Below are 21,850 nucleotides of genomic sequence, written 5' to 3'. Positions count from 1 at the left end.
TTGACCTCCACCGGTCTTTAGAGAAGCGTGCGGGCCAGGGCCTTTTTCCATTCTAAATAACGCCCTGCCATCGCCGGGTCATCCTGCGGCTCAAAGCGCTCGCGCTGGCGTTCCAACTGCCTCAGCGCTTGATCATCAGCCCACAGCCCCAACGCCCGCCCGGCCAGATGCGCCGCGCCCAGCGCCGAGACTTCCGGTGACAGGCTACGCACCACAGGGCGTTGCAGCAGGTTGGCCAAAAACTGCATCAGCCAGCTATTTCGCGTGGCGCCGCCGTCTACCCACAGTTCTTTCAACGGGCTGCCGATGTCCTGCTGCATCGCGTCGAACACGTCGCGAATCTGATAGCCGATGGACTCCAGCGACGCGCGCAGGATATGCGCGCCGGACGTGGCCTCGGTCAGCCCGCACATCAACCCTCGCGCATCGGCTTGCCAATGCGGCGCGCCCAGCCCGGACAGTGCCGGCACAAAGTACACACCGCCGTTATCCGGCAGTTGCGCGGCTTGCTCGGTCAAGGCGTCCAGGGAACCGCCGGCCACCAGGCGCGCGGCCCATTGCACGGCGGCGCCGGTGTGGACGATATTGCCCTCCATACCGAACGTGGGTTTCACGCCGTCATGCCAGGCCAGGGTGGTCGACAGCCCATGGGTGGAGGCAATCGCGCCGCTCATGGGGGTCATCAAGGAGGAGCCGGTACCCAGGGTGGCCTTGACCAATCCCGGCGCAAAACCGCCCTGCCCGTACAGCGCGGCGTGGGAGTCGCCAACCATCGACATGATCGGGATCCCGGCGGGCAAGCCGCCCAGCGCGACGGTTTCGGCGAAGAACCCCGCGCTGGGCTGGATCGGCGCCAGCGCTGCCAGGGGAATCGCAAACAGGTCCAACAGCACCGGGTCCCAGGCGCAGGTGTGCAGGTTGAACAGCTGCGTGCGCGCCGCGTTGGAATAGTCAGTGGCAAACACCTGGCCGCCGCTGAGTTGCCAGAGCAGCCAGCTGTCGACGGTGCCCAGGCAAATCTCACCGGCAGCGGCGCGGGCGTGGCCGTTGTCCAGGTGGTCGAGGATCCAGCGAAATTTACCGGCCGAGAACATGGGGTCCAGGGCCAACCCGGTGCGTTCCAGGATGAGGGCTTCGTGCCCTTGCTGATGCAACTGGGCGCACAACACGGTGGAGCGTCGGCATTGCCAACTGATGCATGGCGACAGCGGCTCGCCGGTACGGCTGTCCCAAGCCACCACCGATTCGCGCTGGTTGCTGATCGCCAGCGCGGTGATCGGGCGATCCACCTGGGCCAGGCAGTCTTCCATCGCGGCCAGGGTGCTGTGCCAGATAAACAGCGGGTCCTGTTCGGAAAAACCGGCCTGGGGGTGGCTGACGCTCAATGGCCGCGAACCGCGGGCGATCACCTGCCCCTGTTCGTTGACCAGCACCGCCTTGGCATTGCTGGTGCCTTCGTCTATCGCCAGGATCAGCGGAGTGTGGTTATTCATGGGGTCACCGCAACCGAGTGGCAGCCGCCACAATCCCAGCCGCGTCGATGTTATGCAAGGCGCGCGTCGGTTCGCGCGCACCGGCGGCGGCGTATTCGCCATCGCCGATGCCCAGGCGCACCAACGCAATGCCCAGCCCGGCTTCGGCCAACACTTCGGCGACCAGGCTGCCGACGCCGCCGTTGATGTTGTGTTCTTCCACGCTGATCACGGCGCGGGTGCCACTCAATGCGCTGAGCAACACATCGCGCTGCAACGGCCGGATCGACGACAGGTTGATCACCTGCGCCTGGATGCCCTGCTCGGCCAGCAAATTTGCGGCGTCCACCGCTTCATGCACCACCGAACCGAGCGCCACGATGCTCACGTCGGCCCCCTGGCGCAGGATATCCACCTGGCCGGGCGTGAATTTATAGTTCGCGTCGTGCAGGTCGGGCAACGCTTTGCCGTCGAGGCGGATATACACCGGCCCGTGGTAGCGCAACGCGTAATCGACGATCTGCCGACACTCTGCGGCATCGGCCGGGGCGAAGATGTGCACATTGCCAAAGCCCCGCATCACCGAAATATCGTCGAGGCTGTGGTGGGTGCTGGCCAGCGGGCCGTAGCTGGCCCCGGCGTTGAGGCCGAACATCTTCACGTTGGCCTGGTTGTAGCAGACGTCGACCTTGATCTGCTCATTGGCGCGCGAGATCAGAAACGGCGCGGCGTTGCAGGTGGCAGCAATCTTGCCACCCAGGGCCAGCCCCGCCGCGACGCTGACCAGCGACTGCTCGGCGATGCCAACGTTGATCAAGCGCTCGGGAAAACGCTGGGCAAACGGGCCGATCTTGGCCGTCGATGTGGAGTCGCTGACCACCGGCACCAGGTCCAACCCGGCGTCGACCGCGTCAATAAAGGCCTGCACCATGACGCTCGCCAAATGTTCACTCGCCATGGTTCAACTCCTCCAGTGCTGCATTGATTTCATCACCCTTGGGCACGCGATGGTGCCATTCGGGGCGGGCTTCGATAAACGACACGCCCTTGCCTTTGACGGTGTGGGCGATCAGCACCTGAGGCGCGCCGGTGCGGGTTTGCATGCGCTCCAGGGTTTCGATCAACTGGCCCACATCGTTGCCGTCGCATTCGCTGACCGTAAAGCCAAAGGCGGCCCATTTCACATCCAGCGGGTCGAGCGGCATGATGTCGGCGGTCAATCCGGCCAACTGCAGCTTGTTTTTGTCGACGATCACAAACAGGTTATCCAGGCCGTACTTGGCCGCCGCCATCGCAGCCTCCCAGTTGGAGCCTTCGGCCAGCTCGCCGTCGCCGGTCAGCACGTAGATACGTTTTTTACTGCCGGACATCTTCGCCGCCAAGGCCAGCCCTACCGCTACCGGCAAGCCGTGGCCGAGGGCACCGGTATTGAGCTCGATGCCGGGGGTTTTCTGGCGCACCGGGTGGCCGGGCAAGTGCGAATTGAAGTGCTGATACGTCGACAACCACGCCTCGGGGATGTAGCCCGCCTGCGCCAGGCAGCAGTACAAACCACCCACACCGTGGCCTTTGCTTTGGATATACATATCGCGCTCGGGGTCTTCGGTGCGTTCCGGGCCGGTATCGAGGATGCGGAAATACAGCGTGGCAAGGATGTCGGTTTCCGACAGGTCGGCCCCGGTGTGACCACCTGCCGGGGAATCGGCGTTCAGACGGATCACATGGCGGCGGATCAGGCGGGCCTGTTCCTTGATCTGGTGGGCGTTGTACTGGAAGGCATTCATGCAGCGGCTCCTGTGGGGCTGACCACGTGAGTTGGAAGTGCCGAAAGCTGTGTTTGAATATTTATTCAGCAATGACAATATATTTCTATTTAGACGCTGATCCTCTACGCGGTCAAGGGAGCGATCGCTGTAAAAATGAAAAAACTGAAGAAATATCACTCGGACAAACGGGCAAAATCCCACACGGGCCGGTCTACCCCGTGGCTTTGCGTGCCGTTAAACCGGCGTTTTAGAGGCATACCCGAAAAATTAAGCGCTTGACTTTGCCACGGTGTCACTGGAATCTGAATTAACAGTCAGGCGCGCATAAATATTCAAGCAACCTGAAAGCACTCCAAAAACAACAACTCAGGAGAACACTGTGGACGCCAAAGCGATTGTCCAGCACCCGGACGAACTCAAGCCGCCACCCCGCCCCCGCCTGGTGAAACTGCTGCCCAGCAATATCGGCGGCCCACTGATAGGGCTTGTGCTGCTGGTGCTGGTTTTCTCCTTCAGCTCCGAATTCTTTTTCTCTTTGCGCAATGGCCTGAACATTCTTGATCAGGTCACGGTGCTGGGCATCCTGGCGATCGGCATGACGGCGGTGATCGTGATCGGCGGCATCGATCTGTCGGTCGGCTCGGTACTGGCCTTCTCGATGATGATGCTCGGCTGGCTGTATCAGGACCAGGCGGTGCCGCTGGGCTTTGCGATTGCGATCTCGATTGCCACCGGCATGCTCGCCGGTCTGGTGTCCGGCGGGTTGATCACCTACGCCAAGTTACCGCCGTTCATTGCCACGCTGACCATGATGTCGGTGGCCCGCGGCCTGGCGAACATCCTCACCGAAGGCCGGCAGATCGTCGGTTACCCGGAGTGGTTCACCAGCCTGGCCACGGTGCGGCATTTCGGCTTTTTATCCGCCACTGTCGGGCTGTTCCTGGTGATGTTGCTGGTGGCCTGGGTGTTCCTGCGCTTTCGCGCCGGTGGCCGCAACCTCTACGCCATGGGCGGCAGCCCGGAAGTGGCGCGCCTGTCGGGCATCAAGGTGCGTGCGATTACCCTGTGGGTGTACGCCATCAGCGGCGCTCTCGCCGGCATCGCCGCGGTCACCCTGGCCGCGCGCCTCGACTCCTCGCAACCGAGCGCCGGCCTGAGCCTGGAACTGGACGCCATCGCCGCCGTAGTGATCGGCGGCGCCAGCCTCAGCGGTGGCGTGGGCAGCATCGGCGGCACCCTGGTGGGCGTGCTGATCATTGGCGTGTTGCGCAATGGCCTCAACCTGCTGGGCGTTTCGCCCTTTATTCAACAAGTGGTGATCGGCGTGGTCATCGCCCTCGCCGTCACCATCGACACCCTGCGACGCCGCTCCAGCACTGCCCGTTAAACCTGTTCGACAGTTGACACCCTCCAACAATAAAACCAGGAGTCACCGACATGTTCAGCCCCAAAAAATTGCTGTTGGCCACCGCCTTGGCAGCCGCCACCCTCACCGCCGCAGGCACCACCTGGGCCAAGGACCTGACCATCGGCCTGGCCGTGGCCAACCTGCAGGCCGACTTCTTCAACCAGATCAAGCAATCGGTGGAAGCCGAGGGCAAGGCCAAGGGAATCAAGGTGATCACCGTGGACGCCCAGGGCAACTCCTCCACCCAGGTCAGCCAGATTGAAGACCTGATCACCCGCCAGATCGACGTGCTGATCTACATCCCGGCCGGCGCCACCGCCGCCGGTGTACCGGTCAAGGCCGCAAAAGCCGCCGGCATCCCGGTGATCGCCGTAGACCGCAACGCCCCCGACGCACCGGGCGATACCTTTATCGCCAGCGACAGCGTGGCCGGCGCCAAGACCCTGGCCGAGTACGTGGGCAAGGTTACCGAAGGCAAGGGCCGCATCGCGATCCTGCAAGGCCAGATCGGCACCACCCCCGAGAACGATCGTGCCAAGGGTTTTGCCGAGGGCCTCAAAGCCTTCCCCGGCCTCAATGTCGTGGCCCAGCAACCCGCCGAATGGGCGCAGGATAAAGGCTTCGCCGTGGCCCAGGACCTGCTCCAGCGTGACCCCAACATCACCGTATTCTTCGGCCGCGCCGACGCCATGGCGCTGGGCGCCGCGCAAGCGGTGAAGGTCGGTAATCTCGATCACAAGGTGGTAATCGTCGGCTTCGACGGCGACGTCGCCGGGCTCAAGGCCGTGGAAAGCGGCGTGCTCAATGCGACCATGACCCAGCAGACCCAGAAAATGGGCCGTCTGGCGGTGGCGTCGGCGATTGATCTGAAAGCCGGCAAAACCCTGCCCAAAGAGCAACTGCTGCCCACCGTGCTGACCACCAAAGAAAACGTCGCGCCGTTCCTGCAACAGCACCCGTAACCCTGGGAGGTCGTCATGCACGCAGCAGCTCTGGACACAGCCGCCGACGCGGTGCTGTGCCTGCACAACATCAGCAAGGCCTATGGCCCGGTGCAGGTGTTGTCGCAAGTGAATGTGGATATTCGCCCCGGTGAAGTCCTGGCCTTGCTCGGCGAGAATGGCGCGGGCAAATCGACCTTGTCCTCGATCATTGCCGGGCTGGTGCAGCCGGAGGCCGGGGGCAGCATGACCTGGCTTGGCGCGCCCTACGCGCCCGCCTCGCCGGGTGCGGCGTTGGGCGCCGGTATCGGCCTGATCCACCAGGAGATCCGCCTGCTGCCGCAATTGTCGATCGCCGAGAACATCTTCGTCGGTCGCCTGCCCATGCGTCACGGGCGGGTGGACCGTGCCTACATCGAGGCCCAGGCGCAGATCCAGCTGGAGCGCCTGGGCCTCAAGGTACCGGCGTCGCGCAAGGTCGAAGGGCTGAGCGTGGCGGCCCAGCAACTGGTGGAAATCGCCAAGGCGCTGACCCTCAAGGCACGCCTGTTGATCCTGGATGAACCCACCGCCGCGTTGGGCGGCGAGGAAACCGAGCTGCTGTTCCAGCAAGTGGAGCGGCTCAAGGCCGAGGGCGTGTCATTTATCTATATCAGCCATCGCCTGGAAGAAATCGCGCGCATTGCCGACCGTGTATTGGTGCTGCGCGACGGCCGTCAGATCGCCTTGCATGCCACTGCGCAAGTGCCGGTGCGGGAACTGGTGGAGCAGATGGTCGGGCGCAGCCTGGAGCGGATTTTCCCCGCCCTGCAACCCCCGCAGGACAAGGTGATGTTGCAGGTCAAGGATGTGAGTTGCCGCGAGTTTGCCCTGCACGGCATCGACTTCAGTGTGCGTGCTGGCGAGGTGTTCGGCATTGCCGGCGTGGTCGGCGCCGGGCGGACCGAACTGGTGCGCACCCTGGCCGGTGCGGCCCAGGACATCCAGGGGCATCTGTTGCTGGATGGCGAAGTGCGCCAGTTGCGTTCGCCGTTCGAGGCGATCCAGGCCGGTGTGGTGTTGGTGCCCGAAGACCGCAAGCAGCAAGGCGTGGTGGTGGAGCATCGCATCGAAGACAACCTGATCTACGGCAACACCGACCTGCTGGATAAGCGCGGCTGGGTGTTCCCTGCCCCGCTGCGTGAATTCGCGCGCACGGCGGTGGCTCGTCTGGGTGTGAAAGGTGCGCCGCAGTCGCGTATTTCCAGTTTGTCCGGGGGTAACCAGCAAAAGGTGATCATTGCCAAGTGGCTGGCGCGTAATCCCAAGGTGTTCATCCTCGACGAGCCGACACGCGGCATCGACGTGGGCGCGCGGGCGGCGATTTATGAAGTCATCGCCGACCTCGCGGCCAAGGGCATGGCGGTGATTGTGGTGAGTTCGGACCTGGATGAGGTGCTCGGGCTGTCCCATCGGGTAATGGTGATGAGCCGGGGGCGGCAGATGGGGATTCTGGAACGGGGCGAGGCGACACCGGTTTCCGTAATGGAAATGGCCACTGCCTGACCAAAGATCACCGCTATCCGATGTGGGAGGGGGCTTGCTCCCGATGGCGGTGGATCAGCCAGCTGATTTATCAACTGACAGATTGCCATCGGGAGCAAGCCCCCTCCCACAGGGGATCTGCTGTGAATTCAAGAATGGAGTAATTGCATGCAGCTTTTCAGTCTTCAGGGCCAAGTCGCCTTTGTTACCGGTGCCGGCAGCGGCATCGGCCAGGCCATCGCCGTCGGCCTCGCGCAAGCCGGCGCCGATGTGGCCTGCTTTGATCTAGCCGTTAGCCCCGGCATCGCCAGCACCGTCGAGCGTATCCAGGCCCTGGGCCGTCGCGCCCTGGCCTTGAGCGGCACGGTCACCGAGCGCGCCGCGCTGGATGCCGCCGTGGCACGCACCGAACGCGAACTGGGCGAACTCAGCGTCGCGGTCAACTGCGCCGGCATCGCCAACGCCCAGGCCGCCGAGGACCTGGAGCTGCAACGCTGGCAAACCATGCTGGACATCAACCTCACCGGCATCTTCCTCAGTTGCCAGGCCCAGGCCGCCGTGATGTTGCCGCGTGGCAAAGGCGCCATCGTCAACATCGCGTCCATGTCCGGCAGCATCGTCAACCGTGGCCTGTTGCAAGCGCACTACAACACCTCCAAGGCCGGGGTGATCCACCTGAGCAAGAGCCTGGCGATGGAATGGGCCGACAAGGGCCTGCGCGTCAATTGCATCAGCCCCGGCTACACCGCGACGCCGATGAATTCGCGCCCGGAAGTCGCCGAGCAGGTGAAGATCTTTGAACAGACCACGCCCATGGGCCGCATGGCCGGCGTGGAAGAAATGGTCGGCCCGGCGATCTTTCTGGTCAGCCAGGCCTCGTCGTTCTGTACCGGTGTCGACCTGTTGGTCGATGGCGGTTTTGTGTGCTGGTAGGAGCCTGTCATGTCGCAACGATTCAGCGGTAAAACCATCGTTATCACCGGCGCCTGCCGAGGCATCGGCGCCGGCATCGCCGAGCGCTTCGCCAGTGAAGGCGCCCACCTGGTGCTGGCCTCCAACGACCTGGAGCGCGTAACCTTCACCGCCGACCAGTTGGCCCGTGAATATGGCGTGAGCACCCTCGCCCTCGGCATCGACGTGACCAACGAAAGCGATATCGAACGCCTCTACCGCGAAGGCCACGCGCGGTTTGGCAGTATCGACGTGTCGGTGCAGAACGCCGGCATCATCACCATCGACCACTACGACACCATGCCCCGCGCCGACTTCGACAAGGTGCTGCAGGTGAACACTACCGGCGTGTGGCTGGGTTGCCGGGAGGCGGCCAAGTACATGGTCAAGCAAGGCAGCGGACGCCTGATCAACACCTCGTCCGGCCAGGGCCGCCAGGGCTTCATCTACACGCCGCACTACGCCGCGAGCAAGATGGGCGTGATCGGCATCACCCAGAGCCTGGCCCTGGAGCTGGCGCGGCATAACATCACGGTGAATGCGTTCTGCCCCGGCATCATCGAAAGCGAGATGTGGGACTACAACGACCGCGTATGGGGCGAGATCCTCAGCACCGACGAAAAACGCTACGCCAAGGGTGAGTTGATGGCCGAATGGGTCAAGAACATCCCCCTGCGCCGCGCCGGCAAGCCCTCGGATGTCGCCGGGCTGGTGGCGTTCCTGGCGTCGGACGACGCAGCCTACCTGACCGGCCAGGCGATCAATATTGATGGCGGCCTGATCATGTCGTGAGGGTTTGGTATCCTCACGGCCATTGAGTCAACCACTGAGGCTTTCATGAGCCAGATCGAAGAACAGCGCCTGATCACCAAGATTGCGAGCCTCTATTACGAAGAAGGGCTCAAGCAGTCCGAAATTTCCACGCAACTGGACCTGTCCCAGTCCTTTATCAGCCGCGCCCTGCGCCGGGCGTTGCAGGAAGGCGTGGTGAAGATCAGCGTGATGCGCTTGCAAGGCCTGCATCTGGAGTTGGAGAACCAATTGCAACGCCGTTACGGCGTGCGCCGGGTGATCGTGGTGGAAGCCACCGAGCCCGGCAATGATGAAAGCATCAAGCAAGCCATCGGCTCAGCCGCCGCGCACTATCTTGAAACCAGCCTGTCGCCCCAGGACCGCATCGGCATTTCGTCGTGGAGCAGCACCATTCGCGCGATGGTCGGCCACCTGCATGCGCAACCGGGCAAGCAAGGCGCCGAGGAAGTCGTGCAATTGCTCGGCGGCGTCGGCAACAAAGGCGCGTTCGAAGCCACCCTGCTCACCCAGCGCCTGGCCACCCTGCTCAACTGCCCGGCGTATTTGCTGCCGTCGCAAAGTATCGAGCAATCGGTGCAGAGCAAGCAGCGCATCGTGCAGATGGAAGAGGTCAAGGAGGTGCTGCAACGCTTTGACAGCATCACCCTGGCGATTGTCGGCATCGGCGACCTGGAGCCCTCGCAACTGCTGCGCAACAGCGGCAATTACTACACTGAAGACATGCTGCGCCTGCTGGCCGAGCGCGGCGCGGTGGGCGATATCTGCCTGCGCTACTTCGACGCCCAGGGCAAGCCGGTGCTGGAGGAAGATGAAGAGTTCGTGGTGTCGGTGGCGCTGCCCAAGTTGCGCAACATCCACCGCGTGCTCGGCCTGGCCGGCGGGCTGAACAAGGTCCAGGCGATTCGTGGCGCGCTCACCGGCGGCTACCTCGACATCCTGGTCACCGACCTCGACACCGCCCAGGCCCTCAACCGCTAACCTTATTTGGAGACCGCCGCTCATGACGTCCAAACTCGAACAACTCAAGCAATTCACTACCGTGGTCTGCGACACCGGCGACCTGCAAGCCATCAGCCGCCTGCGCCCGGTGGACGCCACCACCAACCCTTCGCTGCTGCTCAAGGCCGCCGCCATCCCGGCATACGCCGAGTTGCTGCGCAATGCTGTCAGCGCGTCCAAGGGCGATGTCGACCTGGCCTGCGATCGTTTTGCGGTGGCGGTGGGCTGCGGCATCCTCAAGGTGATTCCGGGGCGTATCTCCACCGAAGTCGACGCGCGCCTGTCCTTCGATGAAGACGCGTTATGGGCCAAGGCCAACCAATTGATCGCCTTGTACGACCAGGCCGGTGTCAGCCGCGACCGCGTGCTGATCAAACTGGCCTCCACCTGGGAAGGTATCCGCACCGCCGAACGCCTGGAAAAAGCCGGCATCCAGACCAACCTGACCCTGCTGTTCTCCTTCGCCCAGGCCCAGGCCTGCGCCGATGCGGGGGTATTTTTGATCTCGCCGTTCGTGGGTCGCATCTACGACTGGTACCGCAAGCACACCGGCCTGGACTACACCGGCGCCGAAGACCCGGGCGTACAGTCGGTGACGCGCATCTACAACTACTACAAGGCCAACGCCATCCCGACCGTGGTCATGGGCGCAAGCTTTCGCACCCTCAGCCAGATCGAAGAACTGGCCGGTTGCGACCGCCTGACCATCAGCCCGGACCTGCTGCAAACGCTCGCTGACGACCATGGCCCGCTGGCGCGCAAACTGGTGCCGGGCACCGAGGGCGAGGCCCGTCAACCGCTGAGCGAAGCGCAGTTCCGCTGGGCCTCGAATGAAGACGCGATGGCCACCGAGAAACTGGCGGAAGGGATTCGCCAGTTTGCGCGGGACCAGGAGAAATTGGAGAAGGTGTTGGCTGGGCGTTAAGAAGCCGTTACCGAAGTGGGTTCGCCCACTTCTACAATCGCTTCCCCCTGCGCGACGTAGCAGAAGCCCGCAGCCTCCCAGTCGCGCCAGTCGGGTATCACCCCGGGGAGCCAGCATGAGTGAATGGGTTTAAGAGGGACCACTCGCCTGCCCTTTTTACCTCCAAGCTCGTACTTGAATTCTATATACCAACAAGCCTCCACTTTCCCGTCCTGCTCGACCGCCAGCGGGAGGTAAACCCGATCGGGGCATTGCTTGAAAGGCTCAAGCTGCCAGTCGGGCAGCATTTTTGCCCGGATATCGGCAAGCCGCTGGGTTTGCAGCGCAAGCAATACGTCGGGAAGCTGATCAAAACTGCACGAGCGAACACCTGCACCCTCTCCAACAAACGTGGAAAACCCCACCGACTCATGCGTGCCCGCGAGCGCGTCCATTTCACGACCGGTTCGGACGTGAAAAACCACCGCGCCCAAATCGAGCTTACCGTCCTTGATCACCGCGTCATCGGCCATATGGGCGAGGACGTAGAAGTGTGCTGGAAACACGGTCTGCTTGAGGTTTTTGTCCTCGATACAGTTCCAGCGACTGGTTTTCTTGATCCGCCAGCTGTTTGGCGACGCCGTGCTTTTAATCTCCAGCGTAACGCCCCATGTCAGTTGCAGATCAAACACATCGCCATGGGGCTGCTGCCGGTAGAATCGCTCGATACTCTTGGTCAAATCACCGGGGCCAGGCGTTTCGGTAGTGAGTGACCTTACCGTGTCCCCAACGATTGCGTCGTTGTGGGCGATCAGGTGGCGGGCCACTAGGTATTCGATCAACACACCTCGTAGAACAGGGACCTCCATGTTGGAAAAGGCCCACGTCCAAAAATCCTTTGCCGTATAGGCAGTCCCTACATCCGCAAACGAAAAGCGGGTCTGCGCCTCAAGAAAACGCTTAAGTTCTTGTTCCTGCCTATCCATATCCACCACGCTCTCTCTAAAAATCCATGACTCGCTTTCGCATCCTATTGTCGGGGCCTATCCGCGAGTGCCGCACTCAAGCAGCGGCCACCCCCGTCCCAAACCGGCGAATCGCCAGGCAATACCCACCTAACGCCACCGCCGCCAGCAGCCCACCCGCCGCGCCGATCCAGGCGAAGCCGAAGTGGCTGCCGACCCAGCTGCCCATCAGGGCGCCGCCGCCGATGCCGATGTTGTAGATGCCGGAGAACATTGCCATGGCTACGTCGGTGGCGTCCGGTGCCAGCACCAGCACTTTGGACTGCATGGCCAGGCCGAAGCCCATGATCGCCATGCCCCAGAACATGCTCAGGATCACCAGGTAGGATTCGGCGCCGCTCAAGGGCAGCAACAGCGCCAGGCACGCCGCCAGGATAAACACCGCGCCCACCACGAACAGGTGGGGGTTGAAGCGGTGCACCAGGCTGAACAGTAGCGAGCCGATAATGCCCGCGCCGCCAAATACCAACAGGATCAAGGTGACCGCACTGCCCCCCAGGCCAGCGACGCCTTCGACGAAAGGTTCGATGTAGCTGTAGGCGGTGAATTGCGCGGTCACGGTCATCGCGGTGAGCACGTAGAGCGCCACCAGCGCCGGGCGCTTGAACAGCAGCGGCAGGCTGCGCAGCGAGCCGGAGTTCTGGCTCGGCAGTAGCGGCAAGGTGCGCGCCAGCCAGAACACCAGCCCGCCCGCAAACGCGGCGATCACCAGAAAGGTGGTGCGCCAGCCCATGGCCTCGCCCAGCAAGCGGCCGAGGGGAATGCCCAGGACCATCGCCAATGACGTGCCGGTAGCCAGCAGCCCCAGGGCTTGTACCTGTTTGCCCGCCGGCGCCAGGCGCACCGCGAGCGACGCCGTGATCGACCAGAACAGCGCATGGGACAACGCAATGCCGACGCGACTGACCATCAGCAGGCCAAAGCTGGTGGCCACGCTGGAGAGGATATGACTGGCGATAAACAGGCCGAACAGCACGATCAGCAACTTGCGGCGCTCGACGTTGCGGGTCAGCAACATCACCGGCAGCGAGGTCAGGGACACGATCCAGGCATAAATAGTCAGCATCAGGCCGACGCTGGACACCTGCATGTCGAAGCTGGCGCCGATGGCGCTGAGCAGCCCGACCGGCACGAATTCAGTGGTATTGAAGACGAACGCGGCCAGCGCGAGGGCGATGACCGGTTGCCAATTGGCTTGGGGAGTTGCGGCAGAAATGCTCATTGACGGGCGTCGTACTCAGTTCCTGCGCTGATCAATCCGGCCCAATGCCAGCCCTTGAGCAGCGCAGAAAAATAGTAACACGACGCTTCAAGGATCGACCTGCCCCATCAGCTCCGAAATCGCTTCCGGTCGCTGGGCATACCGCTGCGCCAACGCCGCACAGACCATCAACTGGATCTGGTGAAACAGCATCAACGGCAGGATCAATACGCCCATGGTTGCACCGGCAAACAGCACCTGGGCCATCGGTACGCCGGTGGCGAGACTCTTCTTCGAGCCGCAAAACAGGATGGTGATGCGATCTTCCTGGCTAAAGCCCAAAGCCTTGCCCAGCAAGGCGGACGCCATCAGCACCAGGGCCAGCAACACGCAACAGGCCACCACCAGGCCGCCCAGTTCCCACAGCGGGATCTGGTGCCAGATACCTTCATTGACCGCTTCGCTGAAGGCGCCGTAGACCACCAGCAGGATCGAGCCCTGGTCGACGAATTTGAGCCACGCTTTATTGCGGCCTACCCACTCGCCAATCCAACGACGAGCGATTTGCCCTGCGACAAATGGAAGCAGCAATTGCACGCTGATTTTCACAATGGCATCGAGGGTGTTGCCGCCGTCACCGTGCACATTCAGCAACAGCGTCACCAGCAACGGCGTGAGGAAGATACCAAACAGGCTCGACGCCGCCGCGCTGCAAATCGCCGCCGGGATATTGCCGCGCGCCAGCGAGGTGAAGGCAATCGCCGATTGCACCGTGGCCGGCAAGGCGCAGAGGTAGAGCATGCCCATGTACAGGTCGTTGCCGATCAGCGGCGACAGCACCGGCTTGAGCGCCAGGCCCAACAGCGGGAACAGCACAAAGGTCAGGCTGAACACCAGCAAGTGCAGGCGCCAGTGGCCGGCCCCGGCGACGATGGCCTGGCGTGACAGCTTGGCGCCATGCAGGAAAAACAGCAGCGCAATAGCCAGGTTGGTCACCCAGCCGAACGCCACGGCGGTCTGGCCGCTGGCGGGTAGCAGGGAGGCCAGGATCACCGTGGCGATCAGCGTCAGGGTGAAGTTGTCGGGCAGGAAACGGGGGCGAGTCATGAGCGAATCTTCCAGGGGTTGCCAAGAGCGTCACCGCGACTCTAACGTAACCGCTTGTTACCGACTAACGCCAATGAGCCAGTAAATGCCGCCCAAAGGACATGACAAGACCGTGCGCCGCAGCATTCCCGGGCTGTCCAGCCTGCCACGCCCGGTGTATGGGCGTACCGAATCGCTGCCCAACCGCGCGTTGACCCGTCGCCACAGCCATCCGTGGGTGCAATTGTCCTACGCGATTAGCGGGGTGCTGGAGATCCAGACCAGCGCCGGGCGCTTTGTCGCGCCGCCGCAACGCGCGGTATGGATTCCAGCGGGCATGCCGCACCGCGTCTACAGCGCGCCCCATACCGAGATGCGCAGCCTGTATCTGGATTGCAGCGTGACCGCCTGGGCGGTCGAGCAGTGTCATGTGCTGGAGGTGAGCAGCCTGTTGCGCGAGCTGATCCGCAGCTTCAGCGAACTGCCGGTGGAGTATGCCGAGGACGGCCCGGACGGGCGCCTGGCCCAGGTGATCCTCGACCAACTCGCCGCCGCGCCCCAGGTGGACCTGATGCTACCCCTGCCCCACGACGCCCGTTTACGGCAGATCTACCGCAGCCTCAACCTGCGCCCCGAGCAGCAGACCACCTTGGGGCAATGGAGCGAAAAACTGGGGCTCAGCGAAAAGACCCTCAGCCGCTTGTTTTTGAAAGACACCGGCCTGACCTTCCGCGCCTGGCGCCAGCGCTTGCGCCTGCTCAGCGCCCTGCCCGCCCTGGAACAAGGCGAACGGGTGACAGATGTGGCGCTGAACTGTGGGTATGAATCGACGTCGGCGTTTATCAATGCATTTCGCCAGCAGTTTGAGGCGACGCCGGGGGAGTTCTTTCGCTGACCTTACAGACGATGACGCCCCCCTGTGGGAGGGGGCTTGCTCCCGATAGCGGTGGGTCAGTTGAAAATAAGCCGACTGACCCACCGCCGGCGTCTCAATGGTTATGCAAATAATCCCCAAACCCGCGCGTGGCTGGTATTGTGCCGCGCTTAGAAAAACTGCGGTAAACCTGCGAGGAAATGGACGTTGAACACTGACGAAAAAATGACCGGGGACCTGTTCGAGGTGGATAAGCGCCTGTCACTCAAGCCCGTGATGGACTTCAACGCCTACCTACGCAGCGCTTTCGGCGACGGCACCTGCACCTGCATCCGCTGCACCGCCGGCGGCGGTGATGAAAGCGGCTATGAGTTCCAGCACACGTTCAACTTCGACGGCAAACCCACCCACCGCCGCTTTGCCTCCACGGCGGGCAGTGATGTGCTGCTGGCGTTGAAGAAGGCGTGGTTGTCATACACCAAGGCCGAGCTGCCGCTCAGTGGCGTTCTGGTGCTGGAGACGGTGAAGGAATTCGTCGAGCCGCAACTGCACAAACGCCTGGCGCCGTTGTTCCTGGCCAGCGGGTTGGTCAAGGACGTGGACGGTGAGCTGCGCCTGCAGCCGCAAGCGACGGCCTGACACCAGGCCCCGATGTGGGAGCAGGCCCTCCCACATTCAGAGGTATTTGGCCTAGAAACCGGGTACGCCTTGTACGCGAAGGCCGGGGGTCGGTTCCGGCTCCAGCGGCTCGGTCAGCGGCCGATCCTCCATGCCCGGCACCAGAATCACCTTGCGGCACTGCTCCTCGCCTTTATCAAATACCTCGTAACCCCGTGCCGCCTGTTCCAGAGACAGCCGGTGGGTGACGATCGCCTCCGGGTTCAGCCGCCCCAATTCGATATGCTCCAGCAACTGCGGTAGAAAGCGCTGCACGTGGGTCTGGCCCATCTTGAAGGTCAGGCCTTTGTCGAAGGCGTCGCCAAACATGAACCCGTGGATAAAGCCGGCATACACCCCCGCCACACTGACCACTCCACCCCGGCGCACGGCGGCGATGCACTGGCGCAACGCTTTGCCGCTGCTGCCTTCGATCTTGAGGGTGGTGAGCAGGGTTTCGGTGGTGCTGCCCTTGGCTTCGAAACCCACCGCATCCACCACGCCGTCGACGCCGCGCATGCCTGCGGTCTGGCGGATGATCGTGTCGGCGGGGTCATCGTCGTCTTCGAAGTTGATCGGGATCACGCCGTACATCTGCTGCGCATACGCCAGCCGATACGGGTGATCGTCGACCATGAAGATTTGCTCGGCGCCCAACATTTGCGCGCACGCCGCACTCAGCAACCCGACCGGCCCGGCGCCATAGATCGCCACGCTGGAGCCTTGGCCGATGCCGGCGTTGGTCACAGCCTGCCAGGCGGTGGGCAGGATGTCGGAGAGAAACAGTACTTTTTCATCCGCCAGCACGCCGGGCACTTTGAACGGCCCGCTGTTGGCCTTGGGCACCCGCACCAGTTCGGCCTGGCCACCCGGAACGCCGCCATACAGGCGGCTGTAGCCGAACAGCGCGGCGCCCGGTGGGATCGCCTTTTTATTCAGAATCGCACCGCGTCCGTCGTTGGTGGTTTCACAGGCCGCGAATTGTTGCAGTTGGCAAAAGAAACACTCGCCACAGGCAATCACGAACGGGATTACCACGCGGTCACCACGTTGCACCGCCGTCACCCCTGGCCCGGTCTCTTCGACGATGCCCATGAATTCATGGCCGAAGATATCGCCATGCTCCACGGTGGGGATCTTGCCGCGGTACAGGTGCAGGTCCGAACCGCAGATAGCGGTGGCGGTGACCCGCAGAATGATGTCGTCGGGTTGCTCGATGATGGGGTCGGGAACGGTGTCCACCTGCACCTTATGGGCGCCTTGATAGGTCATGGCTCGCATGGGCTGCACTCCGGTTGTTGAGTAGCGTCATTCATTAGGGGCAGCGCTCATGGCGAGTGTTCCGTTGGCGTTCGCGGGCAGCCGATCAAAGGTCGCCACGGCTCTGGGCGAGCAAGCGGTCGACGACCTCTTGCAGGCCGGCATGCGCATCCGCGCCTTTGGCCGAGGCGTCTGCAAAACACCGCAGTTGATCGACCGCGCTGCTGCCCCGACGCAACAGCGCCAGGGCGTGGTCGAACACGGCGGGTTCACCCATGTTGGCGGCGGTCGTTCGAAACCGTCGCGAGGCCCGCTCCAACCATTGCTCGGCAGTGCCGGTGGCGCCCTCGTCGTCCAGCGCGAAGGCGCCCTGCGCGCCATAGCGCTTGGCCTGCCAACGGTTTTCCTGGAGCAGCCAACGCGTCTGCGCGGTAAACGTGGCGCCGGGCCGAGCCATGCCGCAGGCATGGGTGACCATCACACGAAACAGCGTGGCCAGGGTGAGCGCATCCTCCAGCCGGGGGCATGCATCCGTCATGCGCAACTCAAGGGTGGGATAACGCGCCGCCGGGCGAATGCCCCACCAGCCGTTGCCGTCGGCCTTGATCACACCCATGCGCCGCAGCAATCCCAAATACCGCTGGTAGGCCGCCCAGTCCTCGAAATGCTCCGGTACCCCCATGCGCGGCCACTCATCGCAAGCGGCCTGGCGGTAACTCATGAAGCCACTGGGCGCCCCCTCCCAGAACGGCGACGAGCAACTGAGCAACAATAACAACGGCAGCCACGGCGAGACCTCGTTCATCACCGCAATGCGATCGAGCTGCTCCGGCACCTGCACATGCACATGCAAACCGCACAACACGCTGCGGCGCGCCACCTGCTGAACGTCCTCGAACAACTGCTCGAAATGCGCGTGCACCGTGGGCGTCTGCTCGCGCCAGGCGGCCAGCGGATGGCTGCCGGCGCAGACGATGCCCAGGCCGAAGTCGCCGAGCGATTGCGCCAGGTTATGCCGCACGGTCGCCAGGTAATCGGCGGCGTCGCGGCTGGCCTTGAACACCGGCGACGCCACTTCGATCTGCCCCTGGAACATTTCGAAGGCAAACCCCGCGCCTATCGCCCGCTGACAGGCCGTCAACACCGCTGCCGGCGGCTCGCTGAGCATTCGGCGGCTGTGCAGGTCGGTGATGAAGTATTCCTCTTCGATGCCGAAGGTGAGCATGGGCCGTCAACGCAACCGGGTGACGGTGAGCGCGACCACGGCGATCCGTTCGACGCGCTCATAGCCAGGTTTATCGAGTTCTTCGCCGAAGACGTCAGGGTCCAGTTCGCGGTAGGTCCAGCCGTAGGCGTCGCTGGCCAGCAAGGGCCTGACCGCCTCCAGGAACGGATCCTCGCCCGCGACCATCGCCACGCCGGTATACAGCACCAGGCTGCCACCCAGGGCCAGGCGCCCGAGGGATTCACTGACGATGCGCACCGACAGTTGCTCCCCCAATGCACCGCCGCCATGCCGGTAGGCGCGCTGCCGATCGTCGTTCATGTAGGGCGGGTTGGCGACGATCAAGTCGAATGAACCTTGCAGGCTCGCCAGCAGGTCGCTCTGGTACACACTGACGTTGCCCAGGCCGGCCAACTCGGCGTTCACCGCCGTCATACGCAGGGCGCGCGGGTTGATGTCCACCGCCACCACCTGCGCATCAGGCCGTGCATGGGCAATGACCAGCGCGCCCACGCCCGCGCCGCAGCCGATGTCGACCGCGCATTTGAGCGGCTCGAAACGCTGTTGCAGATGGGCTTCGATCACCTGCGCAAAACGATAGCTGTCAGGCCCGAAAAACACCGCGTCCGCTTGAGTGGTGGGGTACGGCGAATGGGCGAACAGCAGGTCCCCAAGGCTCGACCAGCGCACGTTACTGCGCCACAGCGCGTCGTGTTTTTCGATCACATCCGCTTGCTGCAACTCATCGCGAAACGCGGCGGGCAGCAGGTCATTGTCAAACGGCATCGACCAGCCGAACACATCGCGCACGTTCATCGCCAGCGGTGTCCCCAGGCGCCGGTACACCCGCTCGTGGGTCAAAGGGGTGGGGGTGATGAACCGGTAGCCACTTTCTTTCAAGCCCCTGCCCAGGTTCAGTAAGGCGCGGTCGGCGAGTTGTTGTGCGGACATGGGGTCGCTCCTTAGCGTAGACGCGTGCGCAGCTGGATAAAACGGCGGGTGGCGTACAGACCGGCCGGGGTGCAATGACGGCGGGCGGACAGCCACGGGATCAGCGCCTGCAGCTGCTGCTCGTCGGTCAGGTTGTACAGCGCGTTCACCAAGGCCTGGGTGTCCGGGTCGGTGGGGCGCTGTTGCTCGCGGGAAAACGGGCTGCCGCGTCCAGGCCTGGCGGGTGGCACGCGTTGGTCGCTGGCCCACTCCCCGGCAATCCAATCGTGCAGCAGTTGTTTTTCATAGCCGCTGAACACGCCGAACATCGCCGCGCCGGCGCCCTCGATCAACTGCCAGAAACGGCTGTCGGCGGGGTCCTGGTTCAGTCGGATCCAGCCCTTGTCTTGCAGGGCCTGGAGAAACCCGGGGATTTGCCCCGGCGTGGTCAGCCACTGATTGACGGTCTTGCCTTCGAAGCGGCAATAGTCCGAATGCATGTGCTGGCCGAAAGTGCGCTTGCGTTCGAGCATCGCCACCACTTCGTCGTGCAGGTTGAAACGCTCGATCACGGCCGTGGTGCCCGGCCCGAGATCGTTGAGACGGTAGCCCTGGGCCACACGCTGATAGAACTGCGCCCTGCCCTCGCCCAGCGGCAGCAGGTTCAGCACCGACTGCGCCGCCTTGCAGGCGTGGCCGCTGCTGGCATTGTCGATGGTCACGTGAAGCGTGAAGTAATAAGGGTCGATGCCCAACTCACTCAGTTCATACGCGCTGATCAACAGGTGCAGCGGCAGCTGTTCGTAGCCCAGGTTGTAGCCGATCACCTCCGGCAAGAACTCTTCGGCGCACAGGCCCAAGGCCATTTGCAGGGCGCCTTGCACATAGTGCTCATCCTCAAGGCCGGCATCGCTGTCAGCATCGTGTTCGCTGAGCAACTTGCGGTAGATCACCACATGATTCTGCGCGGCCTCACCGTCGCCCAACTCTTCGAGATAGGTGGTGATCAGGCCGTCGAAACGCTGGTCTTGCCAGTGGTGCAGTAAACCGTACAGCCAGGCGCCATCCACCTGTTTGGTCGGGGCCACGCGTTGCAGCACATACAGCGCATGGGCTTTGTTGCGAAAGTAACGACGTGGTCGGCCTTGCTGGCGTTGTTCAAGGTACTCGGCGTAGGCCTGGGCGACGACGGCGCAGCGCTGTTCGACCCAGGCACACAAATGCTGCGGTTCGTCGGGCAGCTCGTTGGCCGCGTGCCGAACCTGCGCCAACTGCGCTTGCAGAAACTCGCGCGCCAGCGCGCCGGCGTCCGGCACTTCGTCATACAGCTGTTGATAGACTCGCTGATACTCACCGTAGCCCGAGTGATGCACAGAGGCCGGCTGGCCCGACAGCGCCGTTAGTAGCGTCATGATGGCAGTTCCCGCAATGTCCTATACAACCCGGCCTTCTTGCATGAAGGCCCCGCAAGAGCGCTCGCCGTGCGGCGCTTCTATAGGAAAGAGCATGGGCAGGTGGGGAAAATTCAATTGGGTTTGGGAGGGTGGGGATAGGCGGTCAATGGGTGAAGCGCGCAGGGGACTGTTTGCTGTTGCTTTGGCTGTTGCTTTTGATTGTGATCTCAGGCGCCCCGTCAAACACGCTGGCCGTAATTCGACATTGATTTGGGGTAAACCGGCAGGGATGCCGGTTTAGCCGCCCCGCGCCATGAATGGCGCGTGGTGGCGGCCCCTCAAATCAATGTCGGATTACGGGCACACCGAGCCTGGGCGAGGTGCCGAGTGTTGGGGCAAGAGCGTTTTGTTTACTTTTGCGCTTTTCAAAAGTGAGCCGCTGTAAAAGCGGAACCCATATCAGCCGTTACCGCAGCAACGGATATGTACTCGGTCAGATCCAAAAAATAGGCGCCTGACAAGCAGCCATCGGGAGCAAGTGGGTTTGGCTATGTTTTCCTATTCACCAGGCATTGATGTTTCCAAGGACAGCCTTGAAGCTCGAGTTCATCAGGTTGACGTTGGGGTAAATTGCGCTAACGGTAAGCGGGTGGTGAATACGCCTTGACGAGGCCTTAAACGCGTCTGTTTGTCTGTTTGGTTGTCGGTTAACATCGCGCTACGAAATCCATTAATACTCTCAGCGCGCTAGCTCCCAGACAAGCTTTTACGTGACTGCGCCCCCAAGCTAATGTAAGCATAAAGTCACGAAATAGTGACAAGGACTCCAAAGGCGATGCTTGAAATTCTACAAGGTACCCCCCTCTGGGTTTTCGGCGTTTTTCTACTGATCTGTTATTACGGATTCAAAGCTCTACGGCCTACCCGAGAGAGCCCGACCTTTCTGCTTATTACACCTTGTATCTTTGTATTTTGGTCACTTTTTTCACTTAACTACAGCGGTCATCTCACGACGACGTTAAGCGCGTGGTTAACAGGTATAGCTGTAGGGAGCGCCACTGCATTATTGTTGTTCCCTACGCGTTGCCTAACTCTTGACGATGCCGGAAGGCGACTTGTCGTGCCGGGGACTTGGAAAATTCTCGCGATATACCTGCTTTTCTTTGCCGTGAGATATTTTATTGGCTATCAAGCAGCCGTTCATCCCGAGCGCTCGAATGATGTCCAAATCCTCTTAATCGCCTGCACTGTATCGGGATTTACCGTAGGTCTTTTTTGCGGTCGTGCTACAAGCTTTTACCGTAAATGGTTAGAGCTTCGTGTTATCTAATAGCTCGGCCTCAATCACCGCGATATCAGTATCGATCAGGTCAAGCAGGCCGGCCTGATCAGGACTCATCTGCTCACTGCGCTTGGCAAA

At 62.4% G+C, this 21,850-nt stretch carries 20 protein-coding genes; 10 read left to right on the top strand and 10 right to left on the bottom strand.

Annotated features, from left to right (window positions below; all coding sequences use genetic code 11):
• Positions 1-17: 17 nt before the first annotated feature.
• The 3 genes from AB4N98_RS23775 to AB4N98_RS23765 are packed head-to-tail and all read right to left on the bottom strand — an operon-like array spanning position 18 to position 3,256.
• The gene (locus tag AB4N98_RS23775) at positions 18-1,493 is read right to left on the bottom strand and encodes an FGGY family carbohydrate kinase (protein WP_017527265.1); all 1,476 of its coding nucleotides are present in this window, start codon (positions 1,491-1,493) and stop codon (positions 18-20) included.
• Between the two features lie 4 nt (positions 1,494-1,497).
• Positions 1,498-2,430 (bottom strand): transketolase family protein, encoded by a 933-nt coding sequence (locus AB4N98_RS23770; protein WP_017527264.1) that lies wholly within the window; start codon positions 2,428-2,430, stop codon positions 1,498-1,500.
• Complete coding sequence (locus AB4N98_RS23765) at positions 2,420-3,256, bottom strand: transketolase (protein ID WP_017527263.1); 837 nt, start codon at positions 3,254-3,256, stop codon at positions 2,420-2,422. Before AB4N98_RS23765 ends, AB4N98_RS23770 begins: the two co-directional genes overlap by 11 nt.
• A gap of 361 nt (positions 3,257-3,617) precedes the next feature.
• On the opposite strand from AB4N98_RS23765, the gene AB4N98_RS23760 reads away from it, so the two are divergent.
• The 7 genes from AB4N98_RS23760 to tal all read left to right on the top strand — a co-directional run bounded on the left by AB4N98_RS23760 (position 3,618) and on the right by tal (position 10,799).
• Positions 3,618-4,625, top strand: a complete 1,008-nt coding sequence (locus AB4N98_RS23760) for an ABC transporter permease (protein ID WP_017527262.1) — start codon at positions 3,618-3,620, stop codon at positions 4,623-4,625.
• A gap of 50 nt (positions 4,626-4,675) precedes the next feature.
• Positions 4,676-5,608 (top strand): sugar ABC transporter substrate-binding protein, encoded by a 933-nt coding sequence (locus AB4N98_RS23755; RefSeq protein ID WP_065878697.1) that lies wholly within the window; start codon positions 4,676-4,678, stop codon positions 5,606-5,608.
• 15 nt (positions 5,609-5,623) lie between these two features.
• Positions 5,624-7,132, top strand: coding sequence for a sugar ABC transporter ATP-binding protein (locus tag AB4N98_RS23750; protein ID WP_017527260.1), 1,509 nt, complete (start codon positions 5,624-5,626; stop codon positions 7,130-7,132).
• 147 nt (positions 7,133-7,279) lie between these two features.
• Positions 7,280-8,044, top strand: a complete 765-nt coding sequence (locus tag AB4N98_RS23745) for an SDR family oxidoreductase (protein ID WP_460148951.1) — start codon at positions 7,280-7,282, stop codon at positions 8,042-8,044.
• Between the two features lie 9 nt (positions 8,045-8,053).
• Positions 8,054-8,854 (top strand): SDR family oxidoreductase, encoded by an 801-nt coding sequence (locus tag AB4N98_RS23740; RefSeq protein ID WP_017527258.1) that lies wholly within the window; start codon positions 8,054-8,056, stop codon positions 8,852-8,854.
• A gap of 45 nt (positions 8,855-8,899) precedes the next feature.
• On the top strand, positions 8,900-9,853 hold the full coding sequence (locus AB4N98_RS23735) for a sugar-binding transcriptional regulator (protein WP_017527257.1): 954 nt from the start codon (positions 8,900-8,902) through the stop codon (positions 9,851-9,853).
• 22 nt (positions 9,854-9,875) lie between these two features.
• The gene (gene tal, locus AB4N98_RS23730; RefSeq protein ID WP_017527256.1) at positions 9,876-10,799 is read left to right on the top strand and encodes a transaldolase; all 924 of its coding nucleotides are present in this window, start codon (positions 9,876-9,878) and stop codon (positions 10,797-10,799) included.
• On the opposite strand, the gene AB4N98_RS23725 is transcribed toward tal, so the two are convergent.
• The 3 genes from AB4N98_RS23725 to AB4N98_RS23715 all read right to left on the bottom strand — a co-directional run bounded on the left by AB4N98_RS23725 (position 10,796) and on the right by AB4N98_RS23715 (position 14,111).
• Positions 10,796-11,764, bottom strand: coding sequence for a hypothetical protein (locus AB4N98_RS23725; RefSeq protein WP_460148950.1), 969 nt, complete (start codon positions 11,762-11,764; stop codon positions 10,796-10,798). The genes tal and AB4N98_RS23725 overlap by 4 nt on opposite strands.
• Before the next feature lie 76 nt (positions 11,765-11,840).
• A complete protein-coding gene (locus AB4N98_RS23720; RefSeq protein WP_017527254.1) occupies positions 11,841-13,025 on the bottom strand; it encodes a sugar transporter in 1,185 nt (394 codons plus the stop codon).
• An 87-nt stretch (positions 13,026-13,112) separates the two neighbouring features.
• A complete protein-coding gene (locus AB4N98_RS23715) occupies positions 13,113-14,111 on the bottom strand; it encodes a bile acid:sodium symporter family protein (RefSeq protein WP_017527253.1) in 999 nt (332 codons plus the stop codon).
• Between the two features lie 85 nt (positions 14,112-14,196).
• Here AB4N98_RS23715 and AB4N98_RS23710 point away from each other — a divergent pair, with 85 nt between their 5' ends.
• On the top strand, positions 14,197-14,985 hold the full coding sequence (locus AB4N98_RS23710; RefSeq protein ID WP_017527252.1) for an AraC family transcriptional regulator: 789 nt from the start codon (positions 14,197-14,199) through the stop codon (positions 14,983-14,985).
• 186 nt (positions 14,986-15,171) lie between these two features.
• On the top strand, positions 15,172-15,603 hold the full coding sequence (locus AB4N98_RS23705) for a hypothetical protein (RefSeq protein ID WP_017527251.1): 432 nt from the start codon (positions 15,172-15,174) through the stop codon (positions 15,601-15,603).
• A 51-nt stretch (positions 15,604-15,654) separates the two neighbouring features.
• Here the strand turns inward: AB4N98_RS23705 and AB4N98_RS23700 are convergent, their stop codons facing one another.
• The 4 genes from AB4N98_RS23700 to AB4N98_RS23685 all read right to left on the bottom strand — a co-directional run bounded on the left by AB4N98_RS23700 (position 15,655) and on the right by AB4N98_RS23685 (position 20,448).
• Positions 15,655-16,902 carry a zinc-dependent alcohol dehydrogenase gene (locus tag AB4N98_RS23700; RefSeq protein WP_017527250.1) on the bottom strand — a complete coding sequence of 416 codons (1,248 nt, stop codon included), beginning with the start codon at positions 16,900-16,902 and terminating at the stop codon, positions 15,655-15,657.
• A gap of 85 nt (positions 16,903-16,987) precedes the next feature.
• A complete protein-coding gene (locus tag AB4N98_RS23695) occupies positions 16,988-18,106 on the bottom strand; it encodes a carboxylate-amine ligase (protein ID WP_068935779.1) in 1,119 nt (372 codons plus the stop codon).
• Positions 18,107-18,112: 6 nt separating this feature from the next.
• Positions 18,113-19,057, bottom strand: coding sequence for a methyltransferase (locus tag AB4N98_RS23690; RefSeq protein WP_017527248.1), 945 nt, complete (start codon positions 19,055-19,057; stop codon positions 18,113-18,115).
• Positions 19,058-19,068: 11 nt separating this feature from the next.
• Positions 19,069-20,448: an iron-containing redox enzyme family protein gene (locus AB4N98_RS23685; protein ID WP_017527247.1), complete on the bottom strand. Its 1,380-nt coding sequence runs from the start codon at positions 20,446-20,448 to the stop codon at positions 19,069-19,071.
• Between the two features lie 817 nt (positions 20,449-21,265).
• On the opposite strand from AB4N98_RS23685, the gene AB4N98_RS23680 reads away from it, so the two are divergent.
• The gene (locus AB4N98_RS23680; protein ID WP_460148949.1) at positions 21,266-21,760 is read left to right on the top strand and encodes a DUF6622 family protein; all 495 of its coding nucleotides are present in this window, start codon (positions 21,266-21,268) and stop codon (positions 21,758-21,760) included.
• Positions 21,761-21,850 lie beyond the last annotated feature (90 nt).

It is taken from the genome of Pseudomonas sp. S3_E10, from assembly GCF_054667615.1.
The sequence above is the reverse complement of the archived record's forward strand: the minus strand, read 5'-3'. Positions and strand labels throughout refer to the sequence as shown.